The following is a 25,685-nucleotide window of genomic DNA, read 5'->3' on the forward strand; positions in this document are numbered from 1 at the left end:
CCACCCGACTCAGTCCGCCAGTCGTCTCATGCCTCGTTCTTCTGCCGCTCCGCCTCAACCCTTGCCTGGATCTCCCGCTGCACGTCCGAGCCGGACGAGGCCGCTCCCGCATCCGAGGCGGCCTTGGCCTCGGCACCGTCGGTGACCTGCGCCACCGGCTCGCCCTTCATCGAGGCCCTGATCTGCTCCAGCCGGTTGTGTCCAGCCAACTGCGTGGTGGAGTGCTGCACCTCCAGCATCCTGCCCTGCACGGAGTTCTGGGCGAGTTCGGCGGAACCGAGCGCGGTGGTGTAGCGCTTCTCGATCTTGTCACGGATCTCGTCCAACGAGGGGGTGTTGCCGGGGGCCGCGAGTTCGGTCATCTGTGTAAGCGACGCCGACACCTGCTCCTGCATCTTCGCCTGCTCCAGCTGCGAAAGCAGCTTGGTGCGCTCGGCCAGCTTCTGCTGCAGCATGCTCGCGTTGCGCTCGACGGCCTGCTTGGCCTGCGCCGCGGCCTGCAGAGCCTGGTCGTGCAGGGTCTTGAGGTCCTCGATGCTCTGCTCCGCCGTGACGAGCTGGGCGGCGAAACCCTCCGCCGCGGTCTCGTACTCCTGCGCCTTCTGCTCGTCGCCCTTCTGGCGGGCCTCGTCCGCCAGCACCAGCGCCTGCCGGGTGGACGACTGTAGCTTCTCCACCTCGCCGAGCTGGCGGTTCAGCTTCATCTCCAGCTGGCGCTGGTTACCGATCACCGACGCCGCCTGCTGCGACAGCGCCTGGTGGTTGCGCTGCGCCTCCTCGATGGCCTGCTGGATCTGCACCTTCGGGTCGGCATACTCATCGACCTTCGACGAGAACGCCGCCATGAGGTACTTCCAGAACTTCACGAAAGGGTTGGCCATCTCCTCCGCCTGCCTTCTCACGTCCCACGGGTCCTTGACCGGGTGATCACGGCCTCCCGCTGTCCTGGCAACGCGTGACCCCCGTGTGTGGGTTCCATCGTGTCAGGTAGATGCGCGCCGTACCAGGCGACCCCGAGGGAATTCAGGGATGGCCCTGACCTGGGCCCGATCCTTCGGGTGGGTGTCAGGCCGCGAGCACCGCCTTCGGCTTGGGTGCCTTGATGGTGGTGCGCAAACTCGGGGACAGCCGCAGGTCGGCGAGGTCGTTGCCGGTGGTGCCGGCGACGATCCGGCCGCCCTCGAAGGTACCCGCGGACTGGTCGGTCGCGCGGCCCTCACCGCGCTCGGCCGCACGCTGGTCGGCGGAACCGTCCACCTCCACCGCGGCGGTGTCGACCTTGTCGAGCGCGGAGACGTCGGCGGCGACGTTGTGCAGCAGTTCGCCGAGGGGCAGGTCGAGCGCCTCACAGATCGAGGCGAGCAGCTCGCTGGACGCCTCCTTCTGACCCCGCTCAACCTCGGAGAGGTACCCGAGGCTGACCTTGGCGGCGCGCGAGATGTCGCGCAGCGTCCGGCGCTTGGTGGTGCGGGCATGACGGAGCCGATCACCGATCGCCTCTCGCAACAGCACGGTCATCACGCGCCTCCCTTCAGCTACTGCCCACGTTACCGACAGCGGGCGACAGAGCGCAGGTGTTACCCCGTGCGTCCGCCCAGGGCGAACGTCACGACGCCGTCAGTTGTTCCCGGAGCAGGTCGACCGCCCCTGCGACGGCGGCCGCCCGCACGGCCTCACGAGCACCCGATACCCGCAGCGTACGCCCGGTGCGCACGGTTTCCCCCTCCACTTCCCCCGCCACGGCGAGGTGTACGGTCCCCGGCTCGACGCCGTCCTGCGGGTCGGGCCCCGCGACGCCGGTGAGCCCGAGTCCCCAATCGGCGCCGCAACGGAGCCTGGCACCCTCGGCGAGTTGCGCCGCGACCTCCGGGTGCACCGCACCGTGCTCGGCGAGCAAATCCGCGTCCACCCCGGCGAGGGTGTGTTTGAGTTCGGTGGCGTACACGATCAGCCCACCGCGCACGGCGGCGCTCGCACCGGGTACCTCGGTCAGCGTCGCGCACACCAGTCCCGCCGTCAGCGACTCCGCCGTGGCCACCGTCCGCCTCAGCCGGATCAGCTCGGCCACCAGCTCCGAGACGGCCGGGGAAACCCGCACCGTCGTCATGGCTTCGCGGTGTCCCGTCCGGCCGCGCGCAGCCGTATCGCCCTTACCAGGTAGTCAAGTCCGGTGACCACCGTCAGCACGAGCGCGAAGCCCATCAGTGCCCAGCGGACGGGGGCGACCTCGGCGGGCAACGGCAGCAGGTAGACACCGATCGCCAACACCTGGGCCAGTGTCTTCGCCTTCCCGCCCCGGCTCGCTGGGATGACGCCGTGCCGGATCACCCAGAACCGCAACAGCGTCACACCGAGCTCACGAACCGCGATCACGATCGTCACCCACCACGGCAACTCGCCGAGCAGGCTGAGCCCCACCAGCGCCGCTCCGATCAACGCCTTGTCGGCGATGGGGTCGGCGATCTTGCCGAAGTCGGTGATCAGGCTGTACCGGCGGGCAACCCAGCCGTCCACCCGGTCGGTCAGCGCCGCCACCGCGAACACCGCCGTGGCCGCGTAGCGCCACGCCGAATCGGTGCCGCCCTCGAAGAACAGGGCGAACACGAACAGCGGCACCAGCACCAGCCGGGAGATGGTCAGCAGGTTCGCGGCGTTCAGCGTCGGTACGGCCCGCACGGCCGATGTGCCGCCCGACTCCGTGCCGTGCGCCTCCGCGTTCACGTGCCGACTTCCCCGCCGGGTTCGACGGCGCGCACGATGAGGTCCACACCCTCACTGTCGACGACCTCGCAGCGCACCAGCTCGCCCACCTTGCAGCTACCGGCTTCCAGCACCACGCACTCGCCATCCACCTCCGGGCCCTGATGGCCCGCCCTGCCCGTGACCTCGCCCGAGTCGGGGTCGGCGCTTTCCACCAGCACCTCGACCACGGTGCCGACCCGCTCCTCGGCCCGCTGTGCGGTGAGTTGCTCAACCAGCGCCGACACCCGCCCGACGCGCTCGGCGACGGTGCCCGCATCGAACTTGCCGTCGAAGCTCTCCGCCTCGGTACCGTCCTCGTCGGAGTAGCCGAACACGCCTACCGCGTCCAGCCTCGCGGCGGTGAGGAACCGCTCCAGCTCGGCCACGTCGCCCTCGGTCTCGCCAGGGAACCCGACGATCACGTTGGTGCGCACACCCGCCTGAGGCGCGTACTCCCGGATCTGTTCGAGCAGGGCGAGGAACGACTCGGTGGAACCGAAGCGGCGCATCCTGCGCAGCACCGGCTCGCTGGCGTGTTGGAAGGACAGGTCGAAGTAGCCGGCGACCCCCGGCGTGGTCGCGATCACCCGCACCAGATCCGGGCGGGTCTCGGCGGGCTGCAGGTAGGAAACGCGAACCCGGTCGATCCCCTCCACGGCGGCCAGCCTCGGCAGCAACCGCTCAAGCGCGCGAGTGCCACCGAGCTCGCGGCCGAGGTCCTTGCCGTAGGAAGTGGAGTTCTCGCTGACGAGGAACAGCTCCCGCACGCCCTGGCCAGCCAACCATCGCGCCTCGGCCACGATCTCGTCAGGGTGGCGTGACACGAACGACCCGCGGAAGGCGGGAATCGCGCAGAACGAACAACGCCGGTCGCACCCGGAGGCGATCTTCAGTGCGGCCACCGGTGACTCGTCCAGCCGGGTGCGCAGCACGCGCGGCCCCCACCCGGAATGGCCGGGCACGGCGACGTCACTGGCCGCCGCCTGCCGCTCGACCGGGCTGATCGGCAGCAGCGTGCGCCGGTCGGTCGGGGTGTGGGACGCCACCGGCCGCCCCGCCGCGACGTCGTCGAGCCGCTGCGCCAGCGACGGGTAGTGGTCGAACCCGAGTACCGCGTCCGCCTCAGGCAGGTTCTCGGCCAGCTCACGGCCGTAGCGCTCCGCCATGCACCCCACCGCGACCACCTTGGCGCCGGTGTCGGCCGCGGCGAGCAGCGTGTCGACCGAGTCCTTCTTCGCCGATTCCACGAAACCGCACGTGTTGACCACCACGACCGCGCTGTCCTCCGGGTCGTCGGTGATCTCCCAGCCGCCGTCGGCGAGGCGGCCCGCGAGTTCCTCGGAGTCGACCTCGTTGCGGGCGCAGCCCAGGGTCAGCAACGAGACCCGGCGGCGGTTCTGCTGCGAGGATTCGGCGGCGGACACCTGACCAGAGTAACGGCAGGCACGGTGCCCGCGAGCACGCCCCGCGCGCCGCCCGCTAGCGTCTTCACCGTGGAGTCCCCGCTCATCCGTCGTGCCCGTGTCACCGACGTCCGCAAGATCAAGGCACTCGTCGACTCCGACGCGGGCAAGGTGCTGCTCGAGAAGGAGCTGGTGACCCTCTACGAAGACGTGCAGGAGTTCTGGGTGGCCGAGCTGGCAGGCGAGCTGGTGGGCTGCGGCGCGCTGCACGTGCTGTGGGAGGACCTGGCTGAGATCAGGACGGTCGCGGTCGAGCGCTCGATGCGGGGGCGCGGCATCGGGCACGCGCTGGTACGGCGGCTGCTTCGGCTGGCGGGCGAGCTGGGGGTGGCACGGATCTTCGTGCTGACGTTCGAGACCGAGTTCTTCTCCAAGCACGGTTTCGTGGAGATCGAAGGCACGCCGGTGCCGAGCGAGGTGTACGAGGAGATGCGCCGCTCCGCCGACCCCGGCGTGGCCGAGTTCCTCGATCTCCCCTTCGTCAAGCCGAACACGCTCGGCAACACCCGCATGCTGCTGCGGTTGCCGACCGAGCTGTGACCGGGTTCCCCAGCTAGGCCAGGTCGCCGCCGTCGCCACCGTCGCCGGCTTCGGTATCCGGCTCCGGGTCGCCGCCCCGGATCAGCGCGAGCACCCCCGGCAGGTCCTCCGGCTTGACGAGCACGTCGCGAGCCTTCGAACCCTCGGAGGGGCCCACCACGCCCCGGGTTTCCAGTAGATCCATCAGCCTGCCCGCCTTGGCGAAGCCGACCCGTAGCTTGCGCTGCAACATCGACGTGGACCCGAACTGGGAACTGACCACCAGTTCCGCCGCCTGGAGCAGCACGTCGAGGTCGTCGCCGATGTCGGGGTCGATCTCCTTGTGCTCGCCCGCCTTCGCGGCGGTGACACCGTCGGTGTAGTCGGGCTCTGCCTGCTCCTTGGTGGCGTTGACCACCGCGGTGATCTCCTCATCGCTGACGAAGGCACCCTGGATGCGTGCGGGCTTGCTTGCTCCCATCGGCAGGTAGAGCCCGTCGCCCATGCCGATCAGCTTCTCGGCGCCCGGCTGGTCGAGGATCACCCGCGAGTCGGTGAGTGATGACGTGGCGAAGGCCAGCCGGGACGGTACGTTCGTCTTGATCAGCCCGGTGACGACGTCCACGGACGGCCGCTGGGTGGCCAGCACGAGGTGGATACCCGCGGCACGGGCCTTCTGCGTGATCCGCACGATCGCGTCCTCCACGTCGCGCGGCGCGGTCATCATGAGATCGGCGAGCTCGTCGACGATCGCCATGATGTAGGGGTAGGGCCGGTACTCCCGCTCGCTGCCGGGCGGCGCCTGGATGTCACCGGATCTCACCTTCTTGTTGAAGTCGTCGATGTGACGCACCCGGTTGGCCTGCATGTCCTGGTAGCGCTGCTCCATCTCCTCCACCAGCCACGCCAGCGCGGCCGCGGCCTTCTTCGGCTGCGTGATGATCGGCGTGATCAGGTGCGGGATGCCCTCGTAGGGGGTGAGCTCCACCATCTTCGGGTCGATCAGGATCATCCTGCACTCCGCTGGCGTCGCCCGTGCCAGCAGCGACACCAGCATGGAGTTGACGAAGCTGGACTTACCGGAGCCGGTGGAGCCCGCGACCAGCAGGTGCGGCATCTTGGTCAGGTTCGCGGTGACGAAATGGCCCTCGATGTCCTTGCCAAGCCCGATGACCATCGGGTGGTCGTCCTCCGCCGCCTTGGGCGAGCGCAGCACGTCGCCCAGGCGCACCATCTCCCGGTCGGTGTTGGGTACCTCGATACCGACCGCGGATTTGCCGGGGATCGGTGCGAGCAGCCGCACATTGTCGGTGGCCACGGCGTAGGCGATGTTCTTGGTGAGCGCGGTGATCTTCTCGACCTTCACTCCCGGCCCGAGTTCCACCTCGTAGCGCGTCACCGTCGGGCCACGCGTGAAGCCAGTCACCTGTGCGTCCACATTGAACTGTTCGAGAACCCCGGTGATCGCCTCGATCATGGCGTCGTTCGCCTTGCTGCGAGCCTTCGGCGCGTCGCCGAGCGCCAGCAGGTCCGCCGACGGCAGTTGGTAGTCGCCCTCGACGGTTCGAGTGACCGCCAACGCGGGCTCGGTCTTGCGCTGCTTGCGCGCGGCAGAACGCGCGGTGGTCGCCGGACCGGTCGGTGCGGGCAGCGGCAGCTCCGGCTGGGTCGCGGGCACTGCGGGCTCCGCCGCGCTTTCCGTTTCGCCTTCCGCGCCCACCGCGGCGGCGCTGGCCTGCCTGCGCCTCGCGGGTTTGCGAAGCCGCACCGCCGAGGGGTCGGTGGCGGTGACGTTCTCACCCGGCGCGGGCTCGTCGTGCTCCTGCTCGCCGGGTTCGGCTCCCCATTCCCGCAGCCGTTGCGGCACCTGACGCACCGGGGTTCCGGTGAAGACCAGTAGCCCGTAGCCAAGCAGCAGGACCAGCAGTGGCACCGCGATCCAGACGGTGACTCCCCTGGACAGCAGGTCGCCGGACAGCCAACCCAGCCAACCGCCCGCGAACATCTGATCGTCGTGTCGCTGCGGCCTTCCGTTGAACACGTGCAGCAAGCCGAGTATCGACAGCGTGACCAGCGAGGTGCCGATCACCCTGCGGGGCCGGGTCTGCGGTCGCGGTTCCGACCGCATCAACGCGACGGCGGCGACCACCAGTGCGAGCGGTAGCGCGGCGGCCGCGGCGCCGAACACGCTGCGAGTTCCGATCGCGACCCACCGGCCGACCGGTCCGGCCGCCTCCCACATCACCCCCACGGCGGTGACCAGGCCCAGCGCGATCAGCCCGAGCGCGACGCCGTCCCTGCGGTGTTCCGGTTCCAGGTCCCGCGTGCGGCCGACCGTGCGGGCCAGCCCGCCGACGCCCTTCGCGAGCAGTGTCCAGCCGCCTCGCACGGCCTTGGCGAACGTCCCAGGGGAGGAACGGCCGGGGCGGCGCGCAGCCGGCCGCCTGGCAGCGGGCCGCGAGGTAGGTCGGGAGCGGGCCGAGTTCCTGGTGGGGCTCCTCGTGGCGCTCTTTGTCGGGCTCTTGCCTCTACCGCCACGCGCCGCGCTTCCGCCCTTGGTCACCGAACCGCTCGCCATGCCTTCCACGGTAGTCGTTTCGGCACTTCAGTCACACGTGCCACTCGGGTCACACACCCTGTGAACAGCGCTCGCCCCCACATGACATGCTTCGCGCCATGGTCGCGCTGTATCCGGAGGAAGACGTGCCGACACGCCGCGAGGACAGCACTCCGCTGATCTGGCGCACGATGCTCGCGGTCGACGAGGGGCTGGTACACCTCGCGGGCAGGCTGCGGGTGACCGGCGGCGTCCGGCGTGAGTTGCGGGGCAGGCCACTGCTCATGGCGGCGAACCACATCGGCGTGTTCGACGCGTTCGTGCTGATGGCGGCGTGCAGGCGGATCGGTCTGGCGCCGCGGTTCATGCTCGCGGGCGGGCTGCTGGACGCGCCGGTGCTTGGCACGGCGCTGCGGGCGAGCGGCCACCTGCGTGTCGACCGGGGCTCGACCTCCGCCGTCGAGCAGTTCGCCACGGCGGTCCAGGCGTTGAGCGACACGCGCGCGCCGATCATCGTCTATCCGGAAGGCCGAATCAGCCACGACCCCGGGCTGTGGCCGGAACGCGGCAAGACCGGGGCCGCGCGCCTCGCACTCGCCACCGGGGTGCCCGTGGTGCCGATCAGTCAGTGGGGCGCCCACGAGGCGGTGTACTGGGGCACCGAGCGCGTCGAAGGACTCGCCGACATCGTGCCGCTCGCGCGGTCGGGCCTCACTTCTCCGTTGCGCAGGCCGACGTTTCGGGTGCACTTCGGCGAACCGGTGGACCTGTCGGCGTACCAGCCCGACCGGGCAGGCGACGCGGTGAGGGCACACGCGGAAATCATGCGGGCGATCACTCGGGGGCTTGTTCCGTTGCGGACCGAGGAACCCGACCGACCGAGGTTCCACGATCCGACGCGGCCCACGGACAGCACCAGCCCATGGCGGCCCTGACGGCCCAAAATCGGCGGCGGACTGTCACAGGGTCGCAATAGGGTCGCGGTGTGGTCGTCAGTACGTCTCCCACCGCTAAGCCCGCGCCCGTCAGCCGCGGCCGTGGGTTGGCGCTGATCCTGCTCGCCTCGCTGTCCTTCGGCAGTTCCGGCCCGCTCGGCAAGCCCGCGATGCTCGCGGGGCTCTCGCCGCAGCAGGTCGCCTCGGTGCGGATCGGGCTTTCCGCGGTTGTGCTCCTGGTCGGCGTCGCGCTGGTGCGGCCCGCGCTGCTGAAGGTGCGGCGCGAGCAGTGGCGGCTGCTGGTGGGGTATGGCCTGCTCGCGGTCGCGGGCGTGCAGTTGTTCTACTTCCTCGCCGCCACGCGCATCCCCGTCGGCATCGCGATCCTGCTGGAATTCACCTCGCCGGTGCTGGTCGCGCTGTGGGTGCGGATCGTGCGAAAGGTGCGCCTGCCGTGGCAGCTGTGGGCGGGGATCGCGTTGGCCCTGCTCGGCCTCGCGCTGGTGGCCCGGGTACACGAGGGGCTGCGCATCGACGCGGTGGGCCTGCTCGCGGGTCTTGGCGCGGCGTTGTGCTCGGCGGCCTACTTCCTGCTCGGCGAACACGGCGTCTCCAGCCAGCACCCGTTGAGCATGGTGACCTGGGGCATGGTCGTCGGCGCCGTCGCCGTGTCCGTCGTGGCGCCGCCGTGGGACCTGCCGGTGTCGGTGCTGCTTCGCACCGCCGACTTCGGTCCCTGGCAGCCGCCGGTGTGGCTGCTGCTCGCCGCGGTGGCGCTGGTCTCGACCGTGCTGGCATACCTCGCCGGGATCACGGCACTGCGCCACCTGCCCGTCTCCACGGCGAGCGTGCTGGCGCTGCTGGAGCCGCTGGTCGCCACCACGGCAGCGTGGCTGCTGCTCGGCGAGGAGCTGGCCTGGCCGCAGCTGGTCGGTGCGGTGGTGTTGCTCTGCGGGGCGCTCGTCGTCCAACTGTGGGCGCCGGGTAAGCGGACCGGTCCGGAGCTCGCGGGCGAGCCACTCCCCCGCGAGGGGTAGCTGGAATCAGGCTCGGGCGGGAGGACGGAACCCGACGGCCGCCTCAGACTTCCAAAGGGACACCACAGGCAGGCACCAGCGAGCGAACCAGGGGTATTGAACATGAGTCGACCGAGCCCGCAGGAACAGCGCAAGGCCCGCCGCGCACTGCTCACGCAGGCGGCGGTGGCGTTGCTGGCCCTGCTCGTGGCCGCGGCTACACGGGGATGACCGTGGGCACGATCATCGGCCGCCGCCGGTAGGTCTCGGCCACCCAGCGGCCCACCACCCGGCGGACCGACTGCGCGATGCGGTGGGTGTCGGTGATGCCCTCCGCCTCGGTACGCGACAGCTCCATCTCCACGAGCGACACCGCCTCGTCCAGCGCCTTGGGGTCGTCGGAGAATCCGCGCCCGGACACCGTGGGGGGGCTGACCGCACGGCCGCTGGTCGAGTCCACCGCGACGGTGATCGCGATGAACCCGCCCTCTCCGAGGACAAGCCGGTCGGAAAGCGTCGAGTCCCCGACGTCGCCGACCGAAAGCCCGTCGACGTAGACCATGCCGACCTCGACGCGCCCCGTGGTCGATGCCCTCCCGTCGACCAGGTCCACCACGACGCCGTCCTCGGCGAGCACCACCCGGTCCGCGGCAACACCGGTGCGCACGGCGAGTTCACCGTTGGCCCGCAGGTGCCGCCATTCGCCGTGCACGGGCATCACGTTGCTCGGCCGGACGGCGTTGTACAGGAAGAGCAACTCCCCCGCGGAGGCGTGGCCGGACACGTGCACCTTGGCGTTGCCCTGGTGCACCACATTCGCACCGAGCCGCATCAGCCCGTTGATGACGCCGAACACCGCGGTCTCGTTGCCGGGGATGAGCGAGCTCGCCAGCACCACGGTGTCGCCTGCCCTGATCGAGATCTGGCGGTGTTCCCCTCTGGCCATCCGGGACAGAGCCGACAGCGGCTCGCCCTGCGAGCCGGTGGAGACGAACAGCACCTTGCTTTCCGGCAGGTTCACCGCCTCGTCCAGATCGACGAGCAGCCCCTGCGGGATGTTCAGCAGGCCCAACTCGGCGGCGATCGTCATGTTGCGCACCATCGACCTGCCGACGAACGCAACCCGCCGACCGTGCCGCTCCGCGGCGTCGAGCACCTGCTGCACGCGGTGCACGTGGCTGGCGAAGCAGGCCACGATCACGCGCTGACGCACGGCGGCGATCACCTCGTCGAGCACGGGACCGATGTCGCGCTCAGGTGTGACGAAGCCCGGCACCTCGGCGTTGGTCGAGTCGATGCACAGCAGGTCCACACCCTCGTCGCCGAGCCGGGAGAAGCCCGCGAGGTCGGTGAGCCGGTTGTCCAGCGGCAACTGGTCCAGCTTGATGTCGCCGGTGTGCAGCACCAGCCCCGCGGGCGTACGGATGGCCACCGCCAGCGCGTCGGGAATGGAGTGGTTGACGGCGAAGAACTCCAGGTCGAATTCACCGACGGTGCGGCGCTCGCGTTCGGCCACCTCGAACAGGGTCGGCCGCTGCCTGTGCTCCTTGCACTTGGCGGCCAGCAACGCGAGCGTGAACCGCGAACCGTACACCGGCAGGTCGGGCCGCATCCGCAGCAGGAACGGCACGGCTCCGATGTGGTCCTCGTGCCCATGGGTCAGCACGATGGCCTCGATGTCGTCGAGCCGGTCCTCGATCGCGCGGAAGTCCGGCAGGATCAGGTCGACGCCGGGCTGGGAGTCCTCGGGGAACAGCACCCCGCAGTCCACGACGAGCAGCCGGCCCGCGTACTCGAAGACGGTCATGTTGCGGCCGACCTCGCCGATACCGCCGAGTGCGACGACGCGCAGCCCGCCTTCGGGCAGTGGGGGTGGAGCTTGGGTAGGTCCTGGTCCGGTCGGTAGTTCGGTCACCTATGAATGGTCCCAACACTCGTGTGTGTGGTGGGTGCCACGTATGCCGCAGCGGAGTCGGCCTGCGCGACGCGGGAGCCCGCCCAGTCACTGGTAGGCGACTCCTCCAGCGGCACCCCGGCCTGCGTCAGATCCGCCGCGATGGCCTCGATCTGTTCCTGCGCGGCGGGCACGATAGGCAGCCGGGGCTCGCCGACGTCGTAGCCGCGAAGCCGCAGCGCCGTCTTGGCGAACACCACGCCGCCGACACGGGAGAAGGCACGATAGACCGGCAGCATTCCTCGGTGGTTGGTGCGCGCGGTCGAGGTGTCACCGTCCTCGTAGGCCTCGATCATCGCGCGGATCCGGCCCGCCACGACGTGCCCGATGACGCTCACCACGCCTGCCGCGCCCACGGACAACCACGGCAGGTTCAGCGCGTCGTCGCCGGAGTAGTAGGCCAGGTGGGTGTTGGCGATGACCTCGCTGCCCGCGAGCAGGTCACCCTTGGCGTCCTTGACGGCCACGATGCGCGGGTGCTCCGCGAGCCTGCGCAGCGTGTCCACCTCGATGGGCACGATCGAGCGTGGCGGGATGTCGTACAGCATCACGGGCAGTTCCGTGGCGTCGGCGACGGTGGTGAAGTGCGCGTACAGGCCGGCCTGTGTCGGCCTCGAGTAGTACGGGGTCACCAGCAGCACGCCGTGAGCACCGGCCTTCTCCGCCTGGCGCACGAGTTCCACGCTGTGCGCGGTGTCGTAGGTACCCGCGCCCGCGACGACGGTGGCCCTGTCCCCTACGGCCTCGACGACGGCACTGACGAGCGCGGCCTTCTCTTCGTCGCTGGTGGTGGGGCTCTCCCCCGTCGTGCCGTTGATGACGAGCCCGTCGTTGCCCAGTTCCAGCAGGTGCACGGCGAGCTCCTGAGCCCGCTTGAGGTCAACCGCTCCTTCGGCGTCGAAGGGCGTGATCATGGCGGTGAGCACCCGGCCGAAGGGTCTGCCCGGCGCTGCGGTGGGCGGGGTGGACGGTGCGATCGACATGCTGCTGACGGTACCGCGTTCACCGCCGGGTTACCGCGTCGGCCGAGCCGAACGAGGTGATCGGTTCTCTTCGCGCGCCGAACCGGGAGAAATCCCTGCCTGGCGGGGGGTGGACCGAAACGTTTGCGGCTACTCGATTTCCCGCGTGGCCTCGCCGGTGAGTTGGCCGCCAGCCGCGTCGACGGCGAAGCAGTAGACGGTGCGGGCAGCGTCATCGGTGCCGCTCTCGGGCCGCTGCTCCCACTCCCGCTGGCTGGGCACCAGCACCTGATAGCGCAGCCGGGGCCGAAACTCGTCGCTGATCCGGTTGGAGTGGAAGCTCAGGCCGCAGGCACGCTCCCCGAACTCGGCAAGCGGCTCCACCCCGGGGTAGCTCGCCTGCCTGCTGTCCTCCTCGTCCGAGCCGCCGAGGCTCCAGTGGTAGTCGTACAGCTCGGCATCGTGTGCCTCTTCACAGTCCACCCAGTTGTTCTGCGAGATCGACCTGCCCTTGACGATGGGGGTGTTCACGCAGTGGTAGCTCTGGCCGTCGATGTAGGGGTCGGCGATGTCCCCGCCCTCGCCGTAGGTCAACGTCGACTGCAGCGCGTCGTCGACAGAGGGCGACCACACCGGCTTGCCGAGGAAGAAACCGGCCACCAGCATCGCCACCGCGGCGACCGCGCCGCCGATGACGAGCGCCTTCCGGTTGCCGCGTGGGGCAGGCCCGCCCGCACCGAACGCGGTGTGACCCGCGAGCATCGTGGGTGGCTGGCCTGCCTGGTGCGGCAAGGTGGGCTGACCGCCAGGCGGGGTTGACGGCAACGGCTGCTGCGTGACCGCCATACTGAGCAGCCCACGCGCCTGCTCGGCATTGATCCTGGCCTCGGGGTTGGCGATCAGGAGACCCATGATGGCCGAGGCGAGTGGCCCCTGTGCGTGGGTGAGGTAGGGAACCTCGTTCATGATCGCGTGCAGCGTCGCGGCTGTGGTCGATCGTTCGAAGGGCACGATGCCCTCCACGGCGAAGAACAGCGTCGCTCCCAGCGACCACAGGTCCGAGGCGGGCAAGGTCTCCCTGCCCGCGACCCGTTCCGGCGCCATGAACGCGGGTGAGCCGACGAGCATGCCGCTGGTCGTCAGCCGAGGGTCGTCGATGGCTTGTGCGATCCCGAAATCGGTGAGCTTCACGCGCCCGTTCGGGCCGACCATGATGTTGCCCGGCTTGACGTCGCGGTGCACGATGCCTGCTTCGTGAGCGGCGCGCAACGCCGAAAGCACCTGCTCGCCGATCGAGGCGACGTGGTGCGGCTGCAGTGGTCCGCTGCGCCGCACCACCTCCGACAGGGTCGGTGCCTCCAAGAGTTCCATCACGATGAACGTGGTGTCGCCCTCGGCGATCACGTCGAACACCGTGACCACGGCCGGGTCGTTGAGGCGGCCACCGCTGCGCACCTCGCGAAGCACACGTTCCTGGAAGACACCCGCGTCCTCGGCGCCCTCCGGCAGTGTCAGCTCCTTGATCGCCACCTGCCGTCCGATGACGATGTCCTGAGCACGCCACACCACCCCCATGCCACCTCGGCCGAGCTCACCCAGCAGTGTGTAGCGGTTCGCGATCGTGCGATGGCCGGGCGACCCCTGGTTGACGTGGGGTGGCCGGGTCTGCTCGTCGGTCACGTTGGCAGGTCCCCTCCTCGTGTGCGCCCAGATGTTAGCGACGACACGGCGAGTGGGATCAAACCCCGTGGACTTCGTGGCCTGCCAGCCGCAACGCGGTAACCGCACGGTCCAGATCGGTGTGCTTGACCAGGACATGATCGGTGTCGAACGTGGAGAGGCTGAACAGCGCGACGCCGGCCGCGGCCAGCTCGCTGGACAGTGCCGCGATGATCCCGGTGAGGGTGAAGGCCAGTGGGCCGCGCACGGTCAGCGCCCGCCAGCCCCGTTCCGAGCGGGCCTTGGCGGGCACGAGTGCCGCCGGGCAGACAACGGACAACTCGGCGTCTGTCCGAGTGACCGACACCAGCGCGCCATCGGCGGGCTCCAGCAACGGCTCGGGCACGACCGCGCTCGCGTCGAGGCGGGCGACCGCGTACTCCTCCGGGCGGACGTCGATGGCGAGTCGCCGCATCGTTCCCCTTCGCTTTCGTCGCGGCCTGTTGTCCGTCAGCCCTCGATGACCCTGGGACTGGAGGCCACCTCGGTGCCGTCGGGCAGTGTGGAGATCGTGAAGTCGGCGAACACGTTCTCCGCGACCTTCTGCAGTTGCCGCAGGCATTCCACGGCAAGGCCGCGGATCTCCACGTCGGCGTGTTCGGTGGCGCGCATCGCGATGAAGTGCCGCCAGGCCCGGTAGTTCCCGGTGACCACGATGCGGGTCTCGGTGGCGTTGGGCAGCACCGAGCGGGCAGCCTGCCGGGCCTGCTTGCGGCGCAGGGTGGCGCTCGGCGCGTCGGCGAACTTCTGCTCCAACCCGGCGAGCAGTTCCGTGTAGGCATCGACGCTGGCCTGTGCGGCGGCGAGGAACTTCTCGTGCAACTCGGGATCGTTGGCGATCACCTCGGGCTCCACGAAGGCGGCGTCGCGTTCGGGCACGTACCGCTGCGACAACTGCGAGTAGGAGAAGTGCCGGTGCCGGATCAGCTCGTGGGTGAGCGAGCGGGAGATGCCGGTGATGTAGAAGGTCGCCGAACCGTGCTCCAGCACCGAAAGGTGACCGACCTCGATGATGTGGTCGAGGTAGCCCGCGTTGGTCGCTGTCTTGGGGTTGGGCTTCTTCCACGACTGGTAGCAGGCCCTGCCCGCGAACTCGGCGAGCGCCTGGCCACCGTCGGCGTCGGTGGACCACGGCACGTCCTCCGGCGGGAAGAACTCCGTCTTCGCGATCAACCGCACCTTGGGCGACACCGTCTCGGCCACGTTCGACTCCCTCCGCCTTGCTGACACCGGCAGCGTATCTCCCGACTCCGACAGCCCCGGGCGACATCACCCAGACACCACAGTCGCCTTGCGTGATGTCACACTTGATGTCACATTGGTGGCATGGACCTGACTCCGTACCTCTCGGCTCTGCGGGAGGACCTGAGCACCACGGCATCCGCTGGCGACGAGCAACTGCGGCGCGCGGCCGCTGTGCTTTCGGCGGCGCTGGAGCCTTCGGCACGGCTGATGCTGCTGAACGCGCTGTCCGATCTCGCAGCCGAGGTCACCGCCCAGTTGCCCGAGCACGTCGTCGAGGTACGGCTCGACGGCAGGGACGTGCGCGTGGTCGTCACGGGGACCGGCCGGCAGCGGCCGGACGAACCGCCCTCGCCACCACCACCTACTCCGCCCCCGCCGCCATCGGCCGACTCCGGGGACATCAGCCGCATGACGCTTCGGCTGTTCGAGCAGCTCAAGTCGCAGGCGGAGCAGGCGGCCGCGGCGCAGGGCGTCTCACTGAACACCTTCGTGTCCCAGGCGGTGCATGCGGCGCTGCGCGGGACGCAACACCGTCACGACCACGGCGGGTCGGACCGGCCCCGGTCCCAGCCCGGTCGGGGCGGTCAACTACGCGGCTGGGTGGAGGGATGAGCATGGACGACACGGCAGCGGAGCAACCGAGGGGCGATGTGGTGCGCACGCGTACCTTCGATGCCGAGGGGCCGATCGAGGTCGACATCGATGTCACGGTGGGCCGGGTGCAGGTCCACTTCGGAGACGGCGACACGGTGGTCGAGGTCCGCGACGACCCGGCGGCACAGCCGCCGTGGGCCGAAGGCGCGGCGAACCTCATCGGGTGGGTCGGCGAGTTCCTCGGCGGCCAGTTCGGCGCCCAGTTCGCGGGAAACACGGCGGACTCGGGCAGCGCCGCGGAGCAGACCCGCATAGAGAAGCTGGGCAACCGGCTGCTCGTGCGTGCACCGAAGGTGCCGGTGCCGAAGGCCACGGCCGTCGCGGTGAAGGTACACGCGCCCACCGGCTCGCAACTCGACGTGCGCACCAGGCTGGCGCCGGTGACGGTGACCGGCACGGCGGGGCGGGTCGACGTCAGCACCGCAACCGGGGACGTGTCACTGCAACGCGCCGAGGGCGCGACCAGCGTGCGCACCGGCAGTGGTGAGGTCAACGTGGAAGCGTTGCGGGCCTCGGCCACGCTGGCCACCGGAACCGGTGATGTGTGGATCGGCCAGGCCGACGGCGCGGTGATGGTCCGAACCAGCAGCGGGGACCTGACCGTCACCGACGCCGGATCGGGCTCGGTGGAGGTCATCACCGGTTCCGGCGACATCAGGGTCGGCATCCGTTCCGAGGTGGTTGCCGAGGTGGAGCTGTCCTCCGGCGGCGGGTACGTCTCAAGTGAACTGGACGTCGCCGACACCGAGCCGGGCAAGCAGGCGGCGCTGCGAGTGCGCGCGAGGAGCGGCTCCGGCGACGCCTCGCTCACCAGGGCGGGCTGACCTCCGGCCGCGGCGGTTTGGGCTGCTCAGCCGCGGTGGCCGGTGCCGCGTGCCGTGGTGCGGCCCACGGGCACCGTGGCCGAGTGGGCGGGCACACGCCTGCCCGCCAGGACCAGTTGGGCGACGGCGAAACTCGCAGGCACCGCCGAAAGCGAGGCGACGAGGGGGGCGATGCGGTGGGTGACCTGGAACCAGTCGACGAACAGGTACAGCACCACGGTGCTCACCGCGAAGTTGGTCAGCTGCGACAGCGGGAACAGCAGGAACGTCCTCAGGCTCGGCCGGGTCCGGAAGGTGAACCGGCAGTTCAGGAAGTAGGACACGACGATCGTCACCGCGATGGCCAGTACGTGCGCGAGCAGATAGGGCATGCCCGGCCGAAGAACCTGGTAGAGCCCGTAGTACACGGCGGTGTTGACGGCGCCCACCATCCCGTAGCGAGCCAGCCTGCGCAGCAGCGTCCGACTGCCCGGACTCACCGTTGCCCACCCACGTAACGGACTCCCATGCCGATGTCCCTCGCCCCGCTCGGTCGACGGAGTTGCCGCCGCCGAGGGCCATCGTGGCACCGCACCCGCCGAATACCGGAACGAGTGTCGCCCGAAACGGTGGGGTTGGACCGAGCCCCCCGTTTCGGCGGGGCGCATCACCAACCCTGACCTAGCCTGCTTCTCGGTTTGCGAAATGTCAGCAGGGCAAGGGCGGGAAGAGTGCTATCCGCGCGATCCGATGGGGACGGTCCGGCCGAGGAAGTGACGCGAGGACGCGTGGGCACGCAGGTGGCCGCGATCGTTCCCTGCCACAACGAGGCCATGTCGGTCTCGGCTGTGGTGCGGGGACTACAGGACGCGGTACCCGGCATCACGGTGTACGTCTACGACAACAACAGCACCGACGACACCGCCGAGGTCGCCAAGCAGGCGGGCGCGATCGTGCGCACCGAACGAGCACGGGGCAAGGGCAACGTGGTGCGCCGCGCCTTCGCCGATATCGAAGCCGACATCTACGTACTCATCGACGGTGACGACACCTACGACGCGGGCCGCGCGGGCGAGTTGATCGACCTGCTCAGGCAAGGACCCTACGACCACGTCACCGGCGTGCGCAGGCAGTTGAGCGAGACGGCGTACCGGCCGGGACACACGATCGGGAATCGAGTCTTCAACGCGCTCGTCGGAATGATCTTCCGGACCCGGGTGAGCGACATGCTCAGCGGCTACCGGGTGTTCTCCCGGCGCTTCGTGAAGTCGTTCCCCGCGCTGTCGCGCGGCTTCGAGATCGAAACCGAACTGACCGTGCACGCGCTGAACCTCCGGGTGCCGCAGGCGGAGGCCGATGTCGGGTTCACCGACCGCGCCGACGGAAGCCAGAGCAAGCTGCGCACCTACCACGACGGCTGGCGCATCCTGTGGCTCATCCTGGGGCTCACTCGCCACGAACGCCCGTTGCTGTACCACGGTCTGATCGCGTTCGCCCTGGTGGCCGCCAGCTTGGCTCTGGGCCTGCCTGTGGTGGCCGAGTTCGCCGCGACCGGCACCGTTCCCAGGCTGCCGACGGCGATCCTGGCCTCCTCGCTGATGATCCTCGCGTTGCTGCTGCTGACGACCGGCTTCATTCTCGACGGGCTACGCCGTACCAGGCGGGAATCCACCCGCCTTTCGTATCTCGCGCTGCCCTGCCATGCTCATTCGCCCACCTGGCGTTCGGCAGCCGGGAACAACCCGTGAACGCCGACATCACCCACGAGACCGGCCGCGACCACGAGGCGGCGAAAGAGGAACAACCGCGTTCCCGGCTTCGCGGGATCGACCACTGCGGACTGCTCTTCGTGCTGTTGAGCCTGACGTTCGGCGGGTTCTTCGCCGCGATCACGCCGTCGTTTTGGGGGTTCGACGAGTTCGAGCACTTCGGCCGGGCATATGCCATCGACCACGGTCAGATCCTGCCCCAGCACGACCCCGTCCGTGACATCTACGGAGTCGGAGGCGTCCCTTCCTCGGCATACGACCTGCGCGAGCTCGCGGTGCACAACTTCATCAACCCCGGCGAGGCTCCCGATCCCTCGGTCACCGACCGGGATGCCTTCCACCGGCTGGAGCAGCGACCGCTTGAAACACCGTTGCGAACCGCGCTGGTGGCCAACACCTCGGCCTACTCGCCCGTCGCCTACGGGCCGAGCCTGCTCGGGCTGCGAATCGCGGAACTGAGCGATGCCTCGGTGGGAACGGCGATCACCCTGATGCGGCTCGCCGACGTGGTGGCCTACACCGGACTTGTCTGGCTGGGCATGTACGCGCTGCGGGGTCACCGGCTCAAGTGGCTGGTTTTCGTGGTGGCGCTGCTGCCGATGGCGGTCTACGAAGCTGCGACGATCACCGCGGACGCGGTGACCAACGCGACGGCGATCCTGTTCGGCGCTCTGTTCGTGAAGGCCACCTTCCTCCGGCAGCCACTGCCCGGTTGGGAGTCGGCCCTGCTGGTCGGCTCCGCCGTGCTACTTCCCGTCACCAAGCCAAGCTACGTGCTGCTGTCATTGCTGTTGCTGCTCGTCCCGGGTGCCAGGCTGGCACTGTGGCGGGGGACGAAGTACGTCGCCACCCTCGTCGGGATGGGCATGTTCGGCGCGTGGACCGCGCTCACCGCGAAGGTCGGGCCTGGGCAGGCCGTACAACTGCGCCCCGGCGACGTGGTCGACGCGGGCAGCCAACTCGACTACGCGCTGAGCCACCCGCTTGAACTGGGACGCGTTCTCATCAGGACATTCGTGTACCAGGAGAACATCTACTTCGGCCAGTTCTTCGGCGTCTTCGGACATACCTGGGTACCCGCCCCCGCACTGGCCCAGCTCAGCTGGATCCTGGCCGCGGTGCTCGCGTTCGGCATCGCGGGCTGGATGTACGCCTCGCGCGTCCAACTGACGGCCACGGCGGTTATCGCCGCACTCAACGTAGCGGCCGTCTTCGCGCTGCTTTACCTGCAGTTCACACCCGTGGGATTCCACCTGATCGAAGGGGTGCAGGGACGCTACTTCATCCCGCTGGTGATCCTGGGTGCGGCCGTGGCGCTGCAACTGGTGCCGCTGAGGCTTCGCCTGGCGAGCCCGCGCCACGTGCAGGGTTCGAAGGCCGCCATCGTGATTCTTGTCCTGATCGCGCTCGCCAGCAGTGCCGCCAAGTACGAGTACGTGACCTGGCACGGATAGCCCTACACCGATGACCGGAGGAAGCGACAGATGACAGACATCGCCGGTGACAGCGCACTGATGTCGGACGCGCTGGAGGACCTGGAATCGGCGCGCAACTACCGCGACTGGCTGTGCTCACTGGGCCTGCCGTACTTCGGTGATGACGTGCTGGAGATCGGTTCCGGCCTCGGCCACTACGCCGCGGACTGGGCCGACATGGGCGTCAACATCACCGCCAGCGAGGCCGATCCCACTCGGCTCGCGGCGCTGCGCGAGCGCTTCGCCGACGATCACCGGGTTGGGGTTCGCGAACTGAGCGTGCCGATCGCCGAGACCGGCGACTACTCCACCGTGGTGGCCTACAACGTCTTGGAGCACATACCCGACCATGTCGGCGCGCTGCGGTCGTTCGCGGGTCTGCTTCGTCCCGGTGGTGCCGTCGTGCTCATCGTGCCCGCGTTCCAGTTCGCCATGAGCGAGTTCGACCGGGCCATCGGTCACCAACGCCGATACCGCACCGCGGGGCTGGCCTCGGTGTTACGGCGAGCGGGTCTGAAGGTCGAACGCTGCCACTACATCAACGGCCCCGGGCTGCTCGCCTGGTACGTCACGTGCAGGCTGCTGCGGGGCCGACCGAAACAGGGGCCACTGCTGACGGCCTACGACCGGCTGTACGTGCCCGCGCAGCGCTGGATCGAGTCGAAGGTGACCGTGCCGTTCGGCCAGTCGGTGTTCGCCGTCGCGCGCAAGCGGTGAACTCAGCCCGCGCCGGCGCGGCGCAACTCCCCGGCGAGGTCTCCGCGTTGCTCCACCTCCACGCCGTCGAGCCCAAGCCAGTCCGCCATGTGTGCCAGCTCCGCCATCAGCTCCACCGCCACGCGAGCACGGTCGGCGCAGGGCTCGGCGAAAGCACCGCGAACCCGTAGCACGCTCGAGGCCCGGTCGGCCTTCAGGTCCACGCGCCCCACCAGCTCACCGTCGAGCAGGAACGGGAAGACGTAGTAGCCGTATTTGCGCTGCGGCTGCGGCACGTAGATCTCGATGCGGTAGTGAAAGCCGAACAGCCGCTCGGTGCGGGCGCGCTCCCAGATCAGCGGGTCGAACGGGCACAGCAGCGCGCGCCCGGTGACCGCTCTCGGCGTGCGCGCCTCCACGTGCCGGTACGCCTGCTGGTGCCAACCGTCCACCATGACCGGCTCCAGCCTGCCCGCCTCGACCAACTCGGCGACGGCCTGCCTGCTTGAGCTCGGCCGCAGCCGGTAGTAGTCGCGCAGGTCCGGTTCGGTGGCCACACCCAGTGCGCCCGCAGCTCGCTCGATCAGCTCCCGCGCGCCCTCACGCTCATCGACCGTACGGCTCAGCACCTCCGGCGGCAGGACTCGCTCGGTGAGGTCGTAGAGCCGCTCGAAACCCCGCCGCGCCCCCGTGGTGAGTTCGCCGGTGCCGAACAGCCACTCGCAGATCTTCTTCACCTCCGAGCGGTTCCACCAGGAGCCGGGCGCGCGTTTCGACTCGCCCACCACCTCCCTCTCGATGGTGCCCGCGCCAACCGGCCCCAGTTCCTTCACCACGGCGAGCACGTCTTCGACCAGCGTCGGGGAGCTCTCCACCAACCTGCCGTACGACCGCCACCAGCCGGGCCGCTTGGCATCGGAACGCAACAACGGCCAGTCCGACACCGGCACCAGGCTCGCCTCGTGCGCCCATTGCTCCACCAGCAGTCGTGGCTTGCGGGAACTGTGCGACCACGCGGCGTCGTCGAGCAACGCGGGGTCGTAGGCACCGAGCCGCGCGAACAGCGGTGCGTAGTGGGCGCGCACGGCGACGTTCACCGAGTCGAGCTGGATCAACCTGATCCGGGACAACACTCGCCGCAGATGCTGCCTTGTTGGCTCGCCGCGCGGTCGCGGGTCTGCGAATCCCTGCGCTGCCAGCGCCGTCCGGCGTGCTGCCGCCAAGCTCACGGTTCTCACCCGCACCATGCTGCCAGCGCCCACCGACGAATTGGCACCGGACTAGGCTGGTCGCATGAGCACCGCCGACGTTCGCACGGCAGGCCCAGCAGACGTCACCGAGATCGCCAGAATCCAGCTACAGATCTGGCGCGTGGCCTACGCCGAGATACTGGGGCAACAGGTGGTCGACGGGCTCGACGCGGGCGATCTCGCGAAGCGCTGGTCCGGCGCGGTGGAACACCCCAACACCAACGTCTACATCGCCTCCGAGGGCTCCTTTACGGTCGGCTTCTGCGTCGCGGGGCCCGCCCCCGAGGAGGAGATCACCTCAGCCGACGGAACTGTGCCGCCGGACGCCGACCGCACCGGTTTCATCGCCACCCTGCTTGTGGAGCCACGCTGGGGCAGGCGGGGGCACGGCGGCAGGCTGCTCGCCACGGCGGCCTCCGCGCTGCGCGAGCACGGCGCCGAACGCGGCATCACCTGGGTGGCCCAGTCGGACTCGGCGTCGCTGAGCTTCTTCCGTGGTGCGGGCTGGAACCCCGACGGCACCGTGCGCACCCTCGACACCGGCGAACGCACCGTGCGGGAGTTGCGCCTGACCGGCCCGTTGGACCTGCGACTGTGCTGAGCCGCCCCGTACGAGCGGGGGGCGGCCCGAACCAAGCGGGCATGTTGCGCTAGGTTGCGGGCCTGCCGAAGCGGGCGGCGGTGGCGCGAGAACCTTCGCCGGGAAGCGAATTCCTCGCCGCCACACCGGCGATCCGCGTTACGGTGGCAGTGGTCTGGCATGACTCGGAGGCTTCGGTGCTCGCATGGCTGTGCGTCACGCTCGGTGTCGCGTTCGGCTCGGCGATCGTTCCCGTACTCAGCATCGAGGTCTTCGTCATCGGCCTCGCCACCAGCGAGGAGCGGATCCCGTGGCTGGTCATCGGCGCGGTCGTCGCCGTGGGGCAGGTCGCGGGCAAACTGCTGTACTACCTCGCGGCCCGCGGCTCCATCCGGCTGCCGTCCGTGCTGCACGACCGGCTGCACCGGCCCCGCGCGGCCTCACAGCGGCGGGAGCGGTGGAGGCGGCGCACCAAGCGCGTGCGGGTATGGCTGGAGGCGCTGCGAGAGCGCTGCCACCGCCACCCGCACTGGATGGCCTGCACCTACGGAGTCAGCTCGGTGCTGGGGCTGCCACCGTTCATGGCAACCACCGTTCTCGCGGGTCTTGTGCGCATGCGGATGTCGATGTTCGTCGCGGCCGGGCTGGTTGGCCGCTTCGTGCGGTTCAGCGTGCTCGCCGCGGCACCCGCTGTGTTCGCGGGCATGCTGCGGCTGTGAGTCGCTTCAGCGCTCGGCGGCCTCCAGTTCGACAGCCTTGCGCATGGTCGCGCGCGCACGACGCCGGTCGCCCGCGATGTCGTAGGCGTAGGCCAGCCGGTACCAGTGCCGCCAGTTGGCGGGTTCGGCCTCCAACTCGGCCCTTCGCTGCTCGAACCACTCGTCCGCGGCGGAGGTGTCCACGCGCCCGGACGGTCTGCGCGGCAGGTCGGAGACGTCCGGCAAACCCCCCTCGGCCTCCAGCTTGCGCGACAGCCGCTGGATTCTCGCGCCGGAGCGCCAGGTGCTCACCAGCAGCCACACCCCGAGCAACGGCAGCAACAGCACCCCGACACCGAGCAGTGTGGGAACGAGGCCACCCGCGCGGATGAGTTCCACGCCGCGGCCGGCGAGCAGCACCAGGTACACCGCCACCGCGACGGTGAGCACCACGGCCAGATTGCGCGCCCTCACCCCGGTCACAGGTCCAGCACGTGTTCCAGCCCCACGGTGAGGCCGGGCCGGTTCAGCATCGCGCGCACGCCGAGCAGCACACCGGGCACGAACGAGGCACGGTCGAGCGAGTCGTGCCGGATCGTGAGCAGTTCTCCCTGGCCACCGAACAGGATCTCCTCGTGCGCGACGAGGCCGGGTAGCCGCACGGAGTGAACCCGGACTCCCTCGACGTCGGCGCCGCGCGCCCCGTCCAGCTCCGAGGTGGTGGCGTCCGAACCGGGTGCCAACCCCGCTTCCGCGCGGGCCTGTGCGATCACCCGCGCCGTGTGTGCCGCCGTGCCGGACGGTGCGTCGGCCTTGCGGTTGTGGTGGAGTTCCACGACCTCGGCCGAGTCGTAGAAGCGCGCGGCCTGCCGCGCGAAGCGCATCGCGAGCACGGCGCCGAGCGCGAAGTTCGGGGCGATCAACACACCCAGCCCCGGCTTGTCCCCCAGCCAACCCGCGACGGTGTCCAGCCGCTGCTGCGTGAACCCGGTGGTGCCCACGACCGCGTGGATACCGTTGTCGATGGCGAAACGAAGGTTGTCCAGCACCGCGTCCGGATGGGTGAAGTCGACGACGACCTCCGCGCCCGCCTCGGTGAGGTCGGACGCGCTGTCACCCACGTCCACGGTCGCCACGAGCTTCATGTCCGGCGCCGCCTCGACACCGGCCACGACCTGCGTACCGACCCGGCCGCGGGCACCGAACACACCGACGCGGATCGGGTCGTGCTCGCCGCGGCGGGACTTCTCGGTCATGCGATCACCTCGTGCAGATCCTCGGGTAGGTCGTCAGCGTGAGCGTACGGTCCGACCACCGCGGCGGCGGTGGGGCCACCGCCCCGCAGCAGGTTGCCCGCGAGCGTGGCGACTTCTCCGGGAGTCACCGCGTCGATGCGGGCGACGGTCTCGCCCACGCTGAGGTACTCGCCGTAGTTCAGCTCGTTCTTACCAAGGCGCGACATCCGCGACGCGGTGTCCTCCAGCCCGAGCACCAACCCGCCGCGCAGTTGTCCTTTCGCCCGCGCCACCTCGGCGTCGGTGAGGCCGTCACGAGCGACCGCGCCGAGCACCTCGCGCACCACCGAGGTCACCTCGCCGAGCCGGTCCGGCTGGCAGCCCGCGTAGACGGCGAGGTGACCTGCGTCGGCGTAGCTGGAGACCGACGAGTAGACCTGGTAGGCAAGCCCCCTGCGTTCCCTGATCTCCTGGAACAGCCGTGAGCTCATGCCACCGCCAAGCGCGGCGTTGAGCACGGTCAGCGCGAATCGGCGTTGGTCGTGTCTGCCGGGTGTGCGCACTCCCAGCATGAGGTGTGCCTGCTCGGTGTCGTCGGTGCGCAGCGCGAGTCCACGGGCGCGCGGCAGCCGGGCCCTGCCCGAACGCGGCGGGCGTGGCGCGTCCGAACCGGCCAACCGGTCGCGCAGTGCCCTGCGGGCCAGCCGAAGCACCGCCCCGTGCTCGACGTTGCCCGCGACGGCCAGCACCATCCTGGGCAACTGGTATCGCCGCTTGTAGAAGCCGCGCAGCGCGACCGGTGACATCCCGGTGACGGACGACTCCGTCCCCAGGACCGAGCGGCCCAACGGGTGCCGGGCGAGGATCGTCTCAACGAACGTGTCGTGCAACAGGTCCTCGGGGTCGTCGTCGCGCATCGCGATTTCCTCGAGCACCACACTGCGTTCGGTGTCCACGTCGGAGTCCGCGCAGCGGGCCCTGAACACGACATCGGTGACGAGATCCATGGCCAGCCGCAGGTCCTCGTCGAGCACTTGCGCGTAGTAGCAGGTGTGTTCCTTCGCCGTGAAGGCGTTAAGTTCACCGCCCACCGCGTCGATTTCTTCGGCGATCTGGGTGGCGTCGCGACCGGATGTGCCCTTGAACAACAGGTGTTCCAGGTAGTGCGCGGCGCCTACCACGTTGGGCTGTTCGTCGCGCGACCCGATGCCGACCCACAGGCCCACAGTGGCCGAACGCACGCCAGGGACCTGCTCGGTCACCACCCGCAGTCCCCCCGGCAGCACGGTTCGCTTCACGATCGAACCGTCCGAGCCGGAATCGAGCGTGCGGGTGCTGCCGACGGGCTGCTCGTGCCCGGAAAGCTTTCGCGCCATGACTCCTTGACCGATTGCGAGCGCGGCAGCGGCCCGA

Annotated in this window: 26 protein-coding genes; 10 read left to right on the plus strand and 16 right to left on the minus strand. The window is 69.6% G+C overall.

Annotated features, from left to right (window positions below; genetic code table 11):
* Window positions 1–26: 26 nt before the first annotated feature.
* From FHU38_RS15660 to rimO, 5 genes are all read right to left on the minus strand, one after another.
* Entirely contained in the window at window positions 27–881 is an 855-nt protein-coding gene (locus FHU38_RS15660; RefSeq protein WP_167176131.1) for a PspA/IM30 family protein, read from the minus strand.
* A 184-nt stretch (window positions 882–1,065) separates the two neighbouring features.
* On the minus strand, window positions 1,066–1,518 hold the full coding sequence (locus FHU38_RS15665) for a helix-turn-helix domain-containing protein (protein ID WP_167172107.1): 453 nt from the start codon (window positions 1,516–1,518) through the stop codon (window positions 1,066–1,068).
* 88 nt (window positions 1,519–1,606) lie between these two features.
* Window positions 1,607–2,107, minus strand: a complete 501-nt coding sequence (locus tag FHU38_RS15670; RefSeq protein ID WP_167172110.1) for a CinA family protein — start codon at window positions 2,105–2,107, stop codon at window positions 1,607–1,609.
* Window positions 2,104–2,721 carry a CDP-diacylglycerol--glycerol-3-phosphate 3-phosphatidyltransferase gene (gene pgsA, locus FHU38_RS15675; protein WP_167172113.1) on the minus strand — a complete coding sequence of 206 codons (618 nt, stop codon included), beginning with the start codon at window positions 2,719–2,721 and terminating at the stop codon, window positions 2,104–2,106. Before pgsA ends, FHU38_RS15670 begins: the two co-directional genes overlap by 4 nt.
* Complete coding sequence (rimO, locus tag FHU38_RS15680; protein WP_167172115.1) at window positions 2,718–4,166, minus strand: 30S ribosomal protein S12 methylthiotransferase RimO; 1,449 nt, start codon at window positions 4,164–4,166, stop codon at window positions 2,718–2,720. The genes pgsA and rimO overlap by 4 nt, the downstream gene beginning before the upstream one ends.
* 69 nt (window positions 4,167–4,235) lie before the next feature.
* Here rimO and FHU38_RS15685 point away from each other — a divergent pair, with 69 nt between their 5' ends.
* Window positions 4,236–4,745: an amino-acid N-acetyltransferase gene (locus FHU38_RS15685; protein WP_313886793.1), complete on the plus strand. Its 510-nt coding sequence runs from the start codon at window positions 4,236–4,238 to the stop codon at window positions 4,743–4,745.
* Between the two features lie 13 nt (window positions 4,746–4,758).
* Here FHU38_RS15685 and FHU38_RS15690 read toward each other — a convergent pair whose 3' ends face one another.
* The gene (locus tag FHU38_RS15690) at window positions 4,759–7,302 is read right to left on the minus strand and encodes a DNA translocase FtsK (RefSeq protein WP_208415692.1); all 2,544 of its coding nucleotides are present in this window, start codon (window positions 7,300–7,302) and stop codon (window positions 4,759–4,761) included.
* Between the two features lie 86 nt (window positions 7,303–7,388).
* Here FHU38_RS15690 and FHU38_RS15695 point away from each other — a divergent pair, with 86 nt between their 5' ends.
* Together FHU38_RS15695 and FHU38_RS15700 are read left to right on the plus strand one after the other, a co-directional pair.
* Window positions 7,389–8,216, plus strand: coding sequence for a lysophospholipid acyltransferase family protein (locus FHU38_RS15695; protein ID WP_390623291.1), 828 nt, complete (start codon window positions 7,389–7,391; stop codon window positions 8,214–8,216).
* 50 nt (window positions 8,217–8,266) lie between these two features.
* The gene (locus FHU38_RS15700) at window positions 8,267–9,253 is read left to right on the plus strand and encodes an EamA family transporter (protein ID WP_167172124.1); all 987 of its coding nucleotides are present in this window, start codon (window positions 8,267–8,269) and stop codon (window positions 9,251–9,253) included.
* A 196-nt stretch (window positions 9,254–9,449) separates the two neighbouring features.
* Here FHU38_RS15700 and FHU38_RS15705 read toward each other — a convergent pair whose 3' ends face one another.
* The 5 genes from FHU38_RS15705 to thyX form a co-directional block, all read right to left on the minus strand.
* A complete protein-coding gene (locus FHU38_RS15705) occupies window positions 9,450–11,147 on the minus strand; it encodes a ribonuclease J (protein WP_167172127.1) in 1,698 nt (565 codons plus the stop codon).
* Window positions 11,144–12,169, minus strand: a complete 1,026-nt coding sequence (dapA, locus tag FHU38_RS15710) for a 4-hydroxy-tetrahydrodipicolinate synthase (protein WP_167172129.1) — start codon at window positions 12,167–12,169, stop codon at window positions 11,144–11,146. The genes FHU38_RS15705 and dapA overlap by 4 nt, the downstream gene beginning before the upstream one ends.
* 129 nt (window positions 12,170–12,298) lie before the next feature.
* Window positions 12,299–13,828, minus strand: coding sequence for a serine/threonine-protein kinase (locus tag FHU38_RS15715; RefSeq protein ID WP_167172132.1), 1,530 nt, complete (start codon window positions 13,826–13,828; stop codon window positions 12,299–12,301).
* Window positions 13,829–13,886: 58 nt separating this feature from the next.
* Entirely contained in the window at window positions 13,887–14,282 is a 396-nt protein-coding gene (locus tag FHU38_RS15720; RefSeq protein WP_167172135.1) for an ACT domain-containing protein, read from the minus strand.
* 35 nt (window positions 14,283–14,317) lie between these two features.
* A complete protein-coding gene (gene thyX, locus FHU38_RS15725; protein ID WP_167172137.1) occupies window positions 14,318–15,070 on the minus strand; it encodes an FAD-dependent thymidylate synthase in 753 nt (250 codons plus the stop codon).
* A gap of 123 nt (window positions 15,071–15,193) precedes the next feature.
* On the opposite strand from thyX, the gene FHU38_RS15730 reads away from it, so the two are divergent.
* Both FHU38_RS15730 and FHU38_RS15735 read left to right on the plus strand, forming a co-directional pair.
* A complete protein-coding gene (locus FHU38_RS15730) occupies window positions 15,194–15,724 on the plus strand; it encodes a toxin-antitoxin system HicB family antitoxin (protein ID WP_167172140.1) in 531 nt (176 codons plus the stop codon).
* Window positions 15,725–15,726: 2 nt separating this feature from the next.
* A complete protein-coding gene (locus FHU38_RS15735; protein WP_390623293.1) occupies window positions 15,727–16,590 on the plus strand; it encodes a DUF4097 family beta strand repeat-containing protein in 864 nt (287 codons plus the stop codon).
* A 26-nt stretch (window positions 16,591–16,616) separates the two neighbouring features.
* Here FHU38_RS15735 and FHU38_RS15740 read toward each other — a convergent pair whose 3' ends face one another.
* Window positions 16,617–17,069, minus strand: a complete 453-nt coding sequence (locus tag FHU38_RS15740) for a GtrA family protein (RefSeq protein ID WP_313886794.1) — start codon at window positions 17,067–17,069, stop codon at window positions 16,617–16,619.
* Window positions 17,070–17,357: 288 nt separating this feature from the next.
* On the opposite strand from FHU38_RS15740, the gene FHU38_RS15745 reads away from it, so the two are divergent.
* Genes FHU38_RS15745 through FHU38_RS15755 form a run of 3 tightly spaced genes read left to right on the plus strand, consistent with a single transcriptional unit; the run spans window position 17,358 to window position 20,530 of the window.
* Entirely contained in the window at window positions 17,358–18,317 is a 960-nt protein-coding gene (locus tag FHU38_RS15745) for a glycosyltransferase (protein ID WP_167172146.1), read from the plus strand.
* The gene (locus FHU38_RS15750; RefSeq protein WP_167172149.1) at window positions 18,314–19,792 is read left to right on the plus strand and encodes a DUF2142 domain-containing protein; all 1,479 of its coding nucleotides are present in this window, start codon (window positions 18,314–18,316) and stop codon (window positions 19,790–19,792) included. Before FHU38_RS15745 ends, FHU38_RS15750 begins: the two co-directional genes overlap by 4 nt.
* 30 nt (window positions 19,793–19,822) lie before the next feature.
* Entirely contained in the window at window positions 19,823–20,530 is a 708-nt protein-coding gene (locus tag FHU38_RS15755) for a class I SAM-dependent methyltransferase (protein ID WP_167172152.1), read from the plus strand.
* 2 nt (window positions 20,531–20,532) lie between these two features.
* On the opposite strand, the gene FHU38_RS15760 is transcribed toward FHU38_RS15755, so the two are convergent.
* Window positions 20,533–21,756: a winged helix-turn-helix domain-containing protein gene (locus FHU38_RS15760; protein ID WP_208415693.1), complete on the minus strand. Its 1,224-nt coding sequence runs from the start codon at window positions 21,754–21,756 to the stop codon at window positions 20,533–20,535.
* 46 nt (window positions 21,757–21,802) lie between these two features.
* Between FHU38_RS15760 and FHU38_RS15765 the strand changes: the two genes are divergently transcribed.
* Window positions 21,803–22,360: a GNAT family N-acetyltransferase gene (locus tag FHU38_RS15765; protein ID WP_167172157.1), complete on the plus strand. Its 558-nt coding sequence runs from the start codon at window positions 21,803–21,805 to the stop codon at window positions 22,358–22,360.
* A 176-nt stretch (window positions 22,361–22,536) separates the two neighbouring features.
* Window positions 22,537–23,058: a hypothetical protein gene (locus FHU38_RS15770; protein WP_167176137.1), complete on the plus strand. Its 522-nt coding sequence runs from the start codon at window positions 22,537–22,539 to the stop codon at window positions 23,056–23,058.
* 6 nt (window positions 23,059–23,064) lie between these two features.
* Here the strand turns inward: FHU38_RS15770 and FHU38_RS15775 are convergent, their stop codons facing one another.
* From FHU38_RS15775 to FHU38_RS15785, 3 genes are read right to left on the minus strand one after another with little or no spacing between them, the layout of a single operon-like run.
* Window positions 23,065–23,511 (minus strand): hypothetical protein, encoded by a 447-nt coding sequence (locus FHU38_RS15775; protein ID WP_167176139.1) that lies wholly within the window; start codon window positions 23,509–23,511, stop codon window positions 23,065–23,067.
* Between the two features lie 5 nt (window positions 23,512–23,516).
* Window positions 23,517–24,293 (minus strand): 4-hydroxy-tetrahydrodipicolinate reductase, encoded by a 777-nt coding sequence (gene dapB, locus FHU38_RS15780; RefSeq protein WP_167172160.1) that lies wholly within the window; start codon window positions 24,291–24,293, stop codon window positions 23,517–23,519.
* On the minus strand, window positions 24,290–25,648 hold the full coding sequence (locus FHU38_RS15785) for a M16 family metallopeptidase (RefSeq protein ID WP_167172164.1): 1,359 nt from the start codon (window positions 25,646–25,648) through the stop codon (window positions 24,290–24,292). Before FHU38_RS15785 ends, dapB begins: the two co-directional genes overlap by 4 nt.
* Window positions 25,649–25,685: the final 37 nt, after the last annotated feature.

It is taken from the genome of Saccharomonospora amisosensis (assembly GCF_011761185.1).
GTDB lineage: Bacteria > Actinomycetota > Actinomycetes > Mycobacteriales > Pseudonocardiaceae > Saccharomonospora_A > Saccharomonospora_A amisosensis.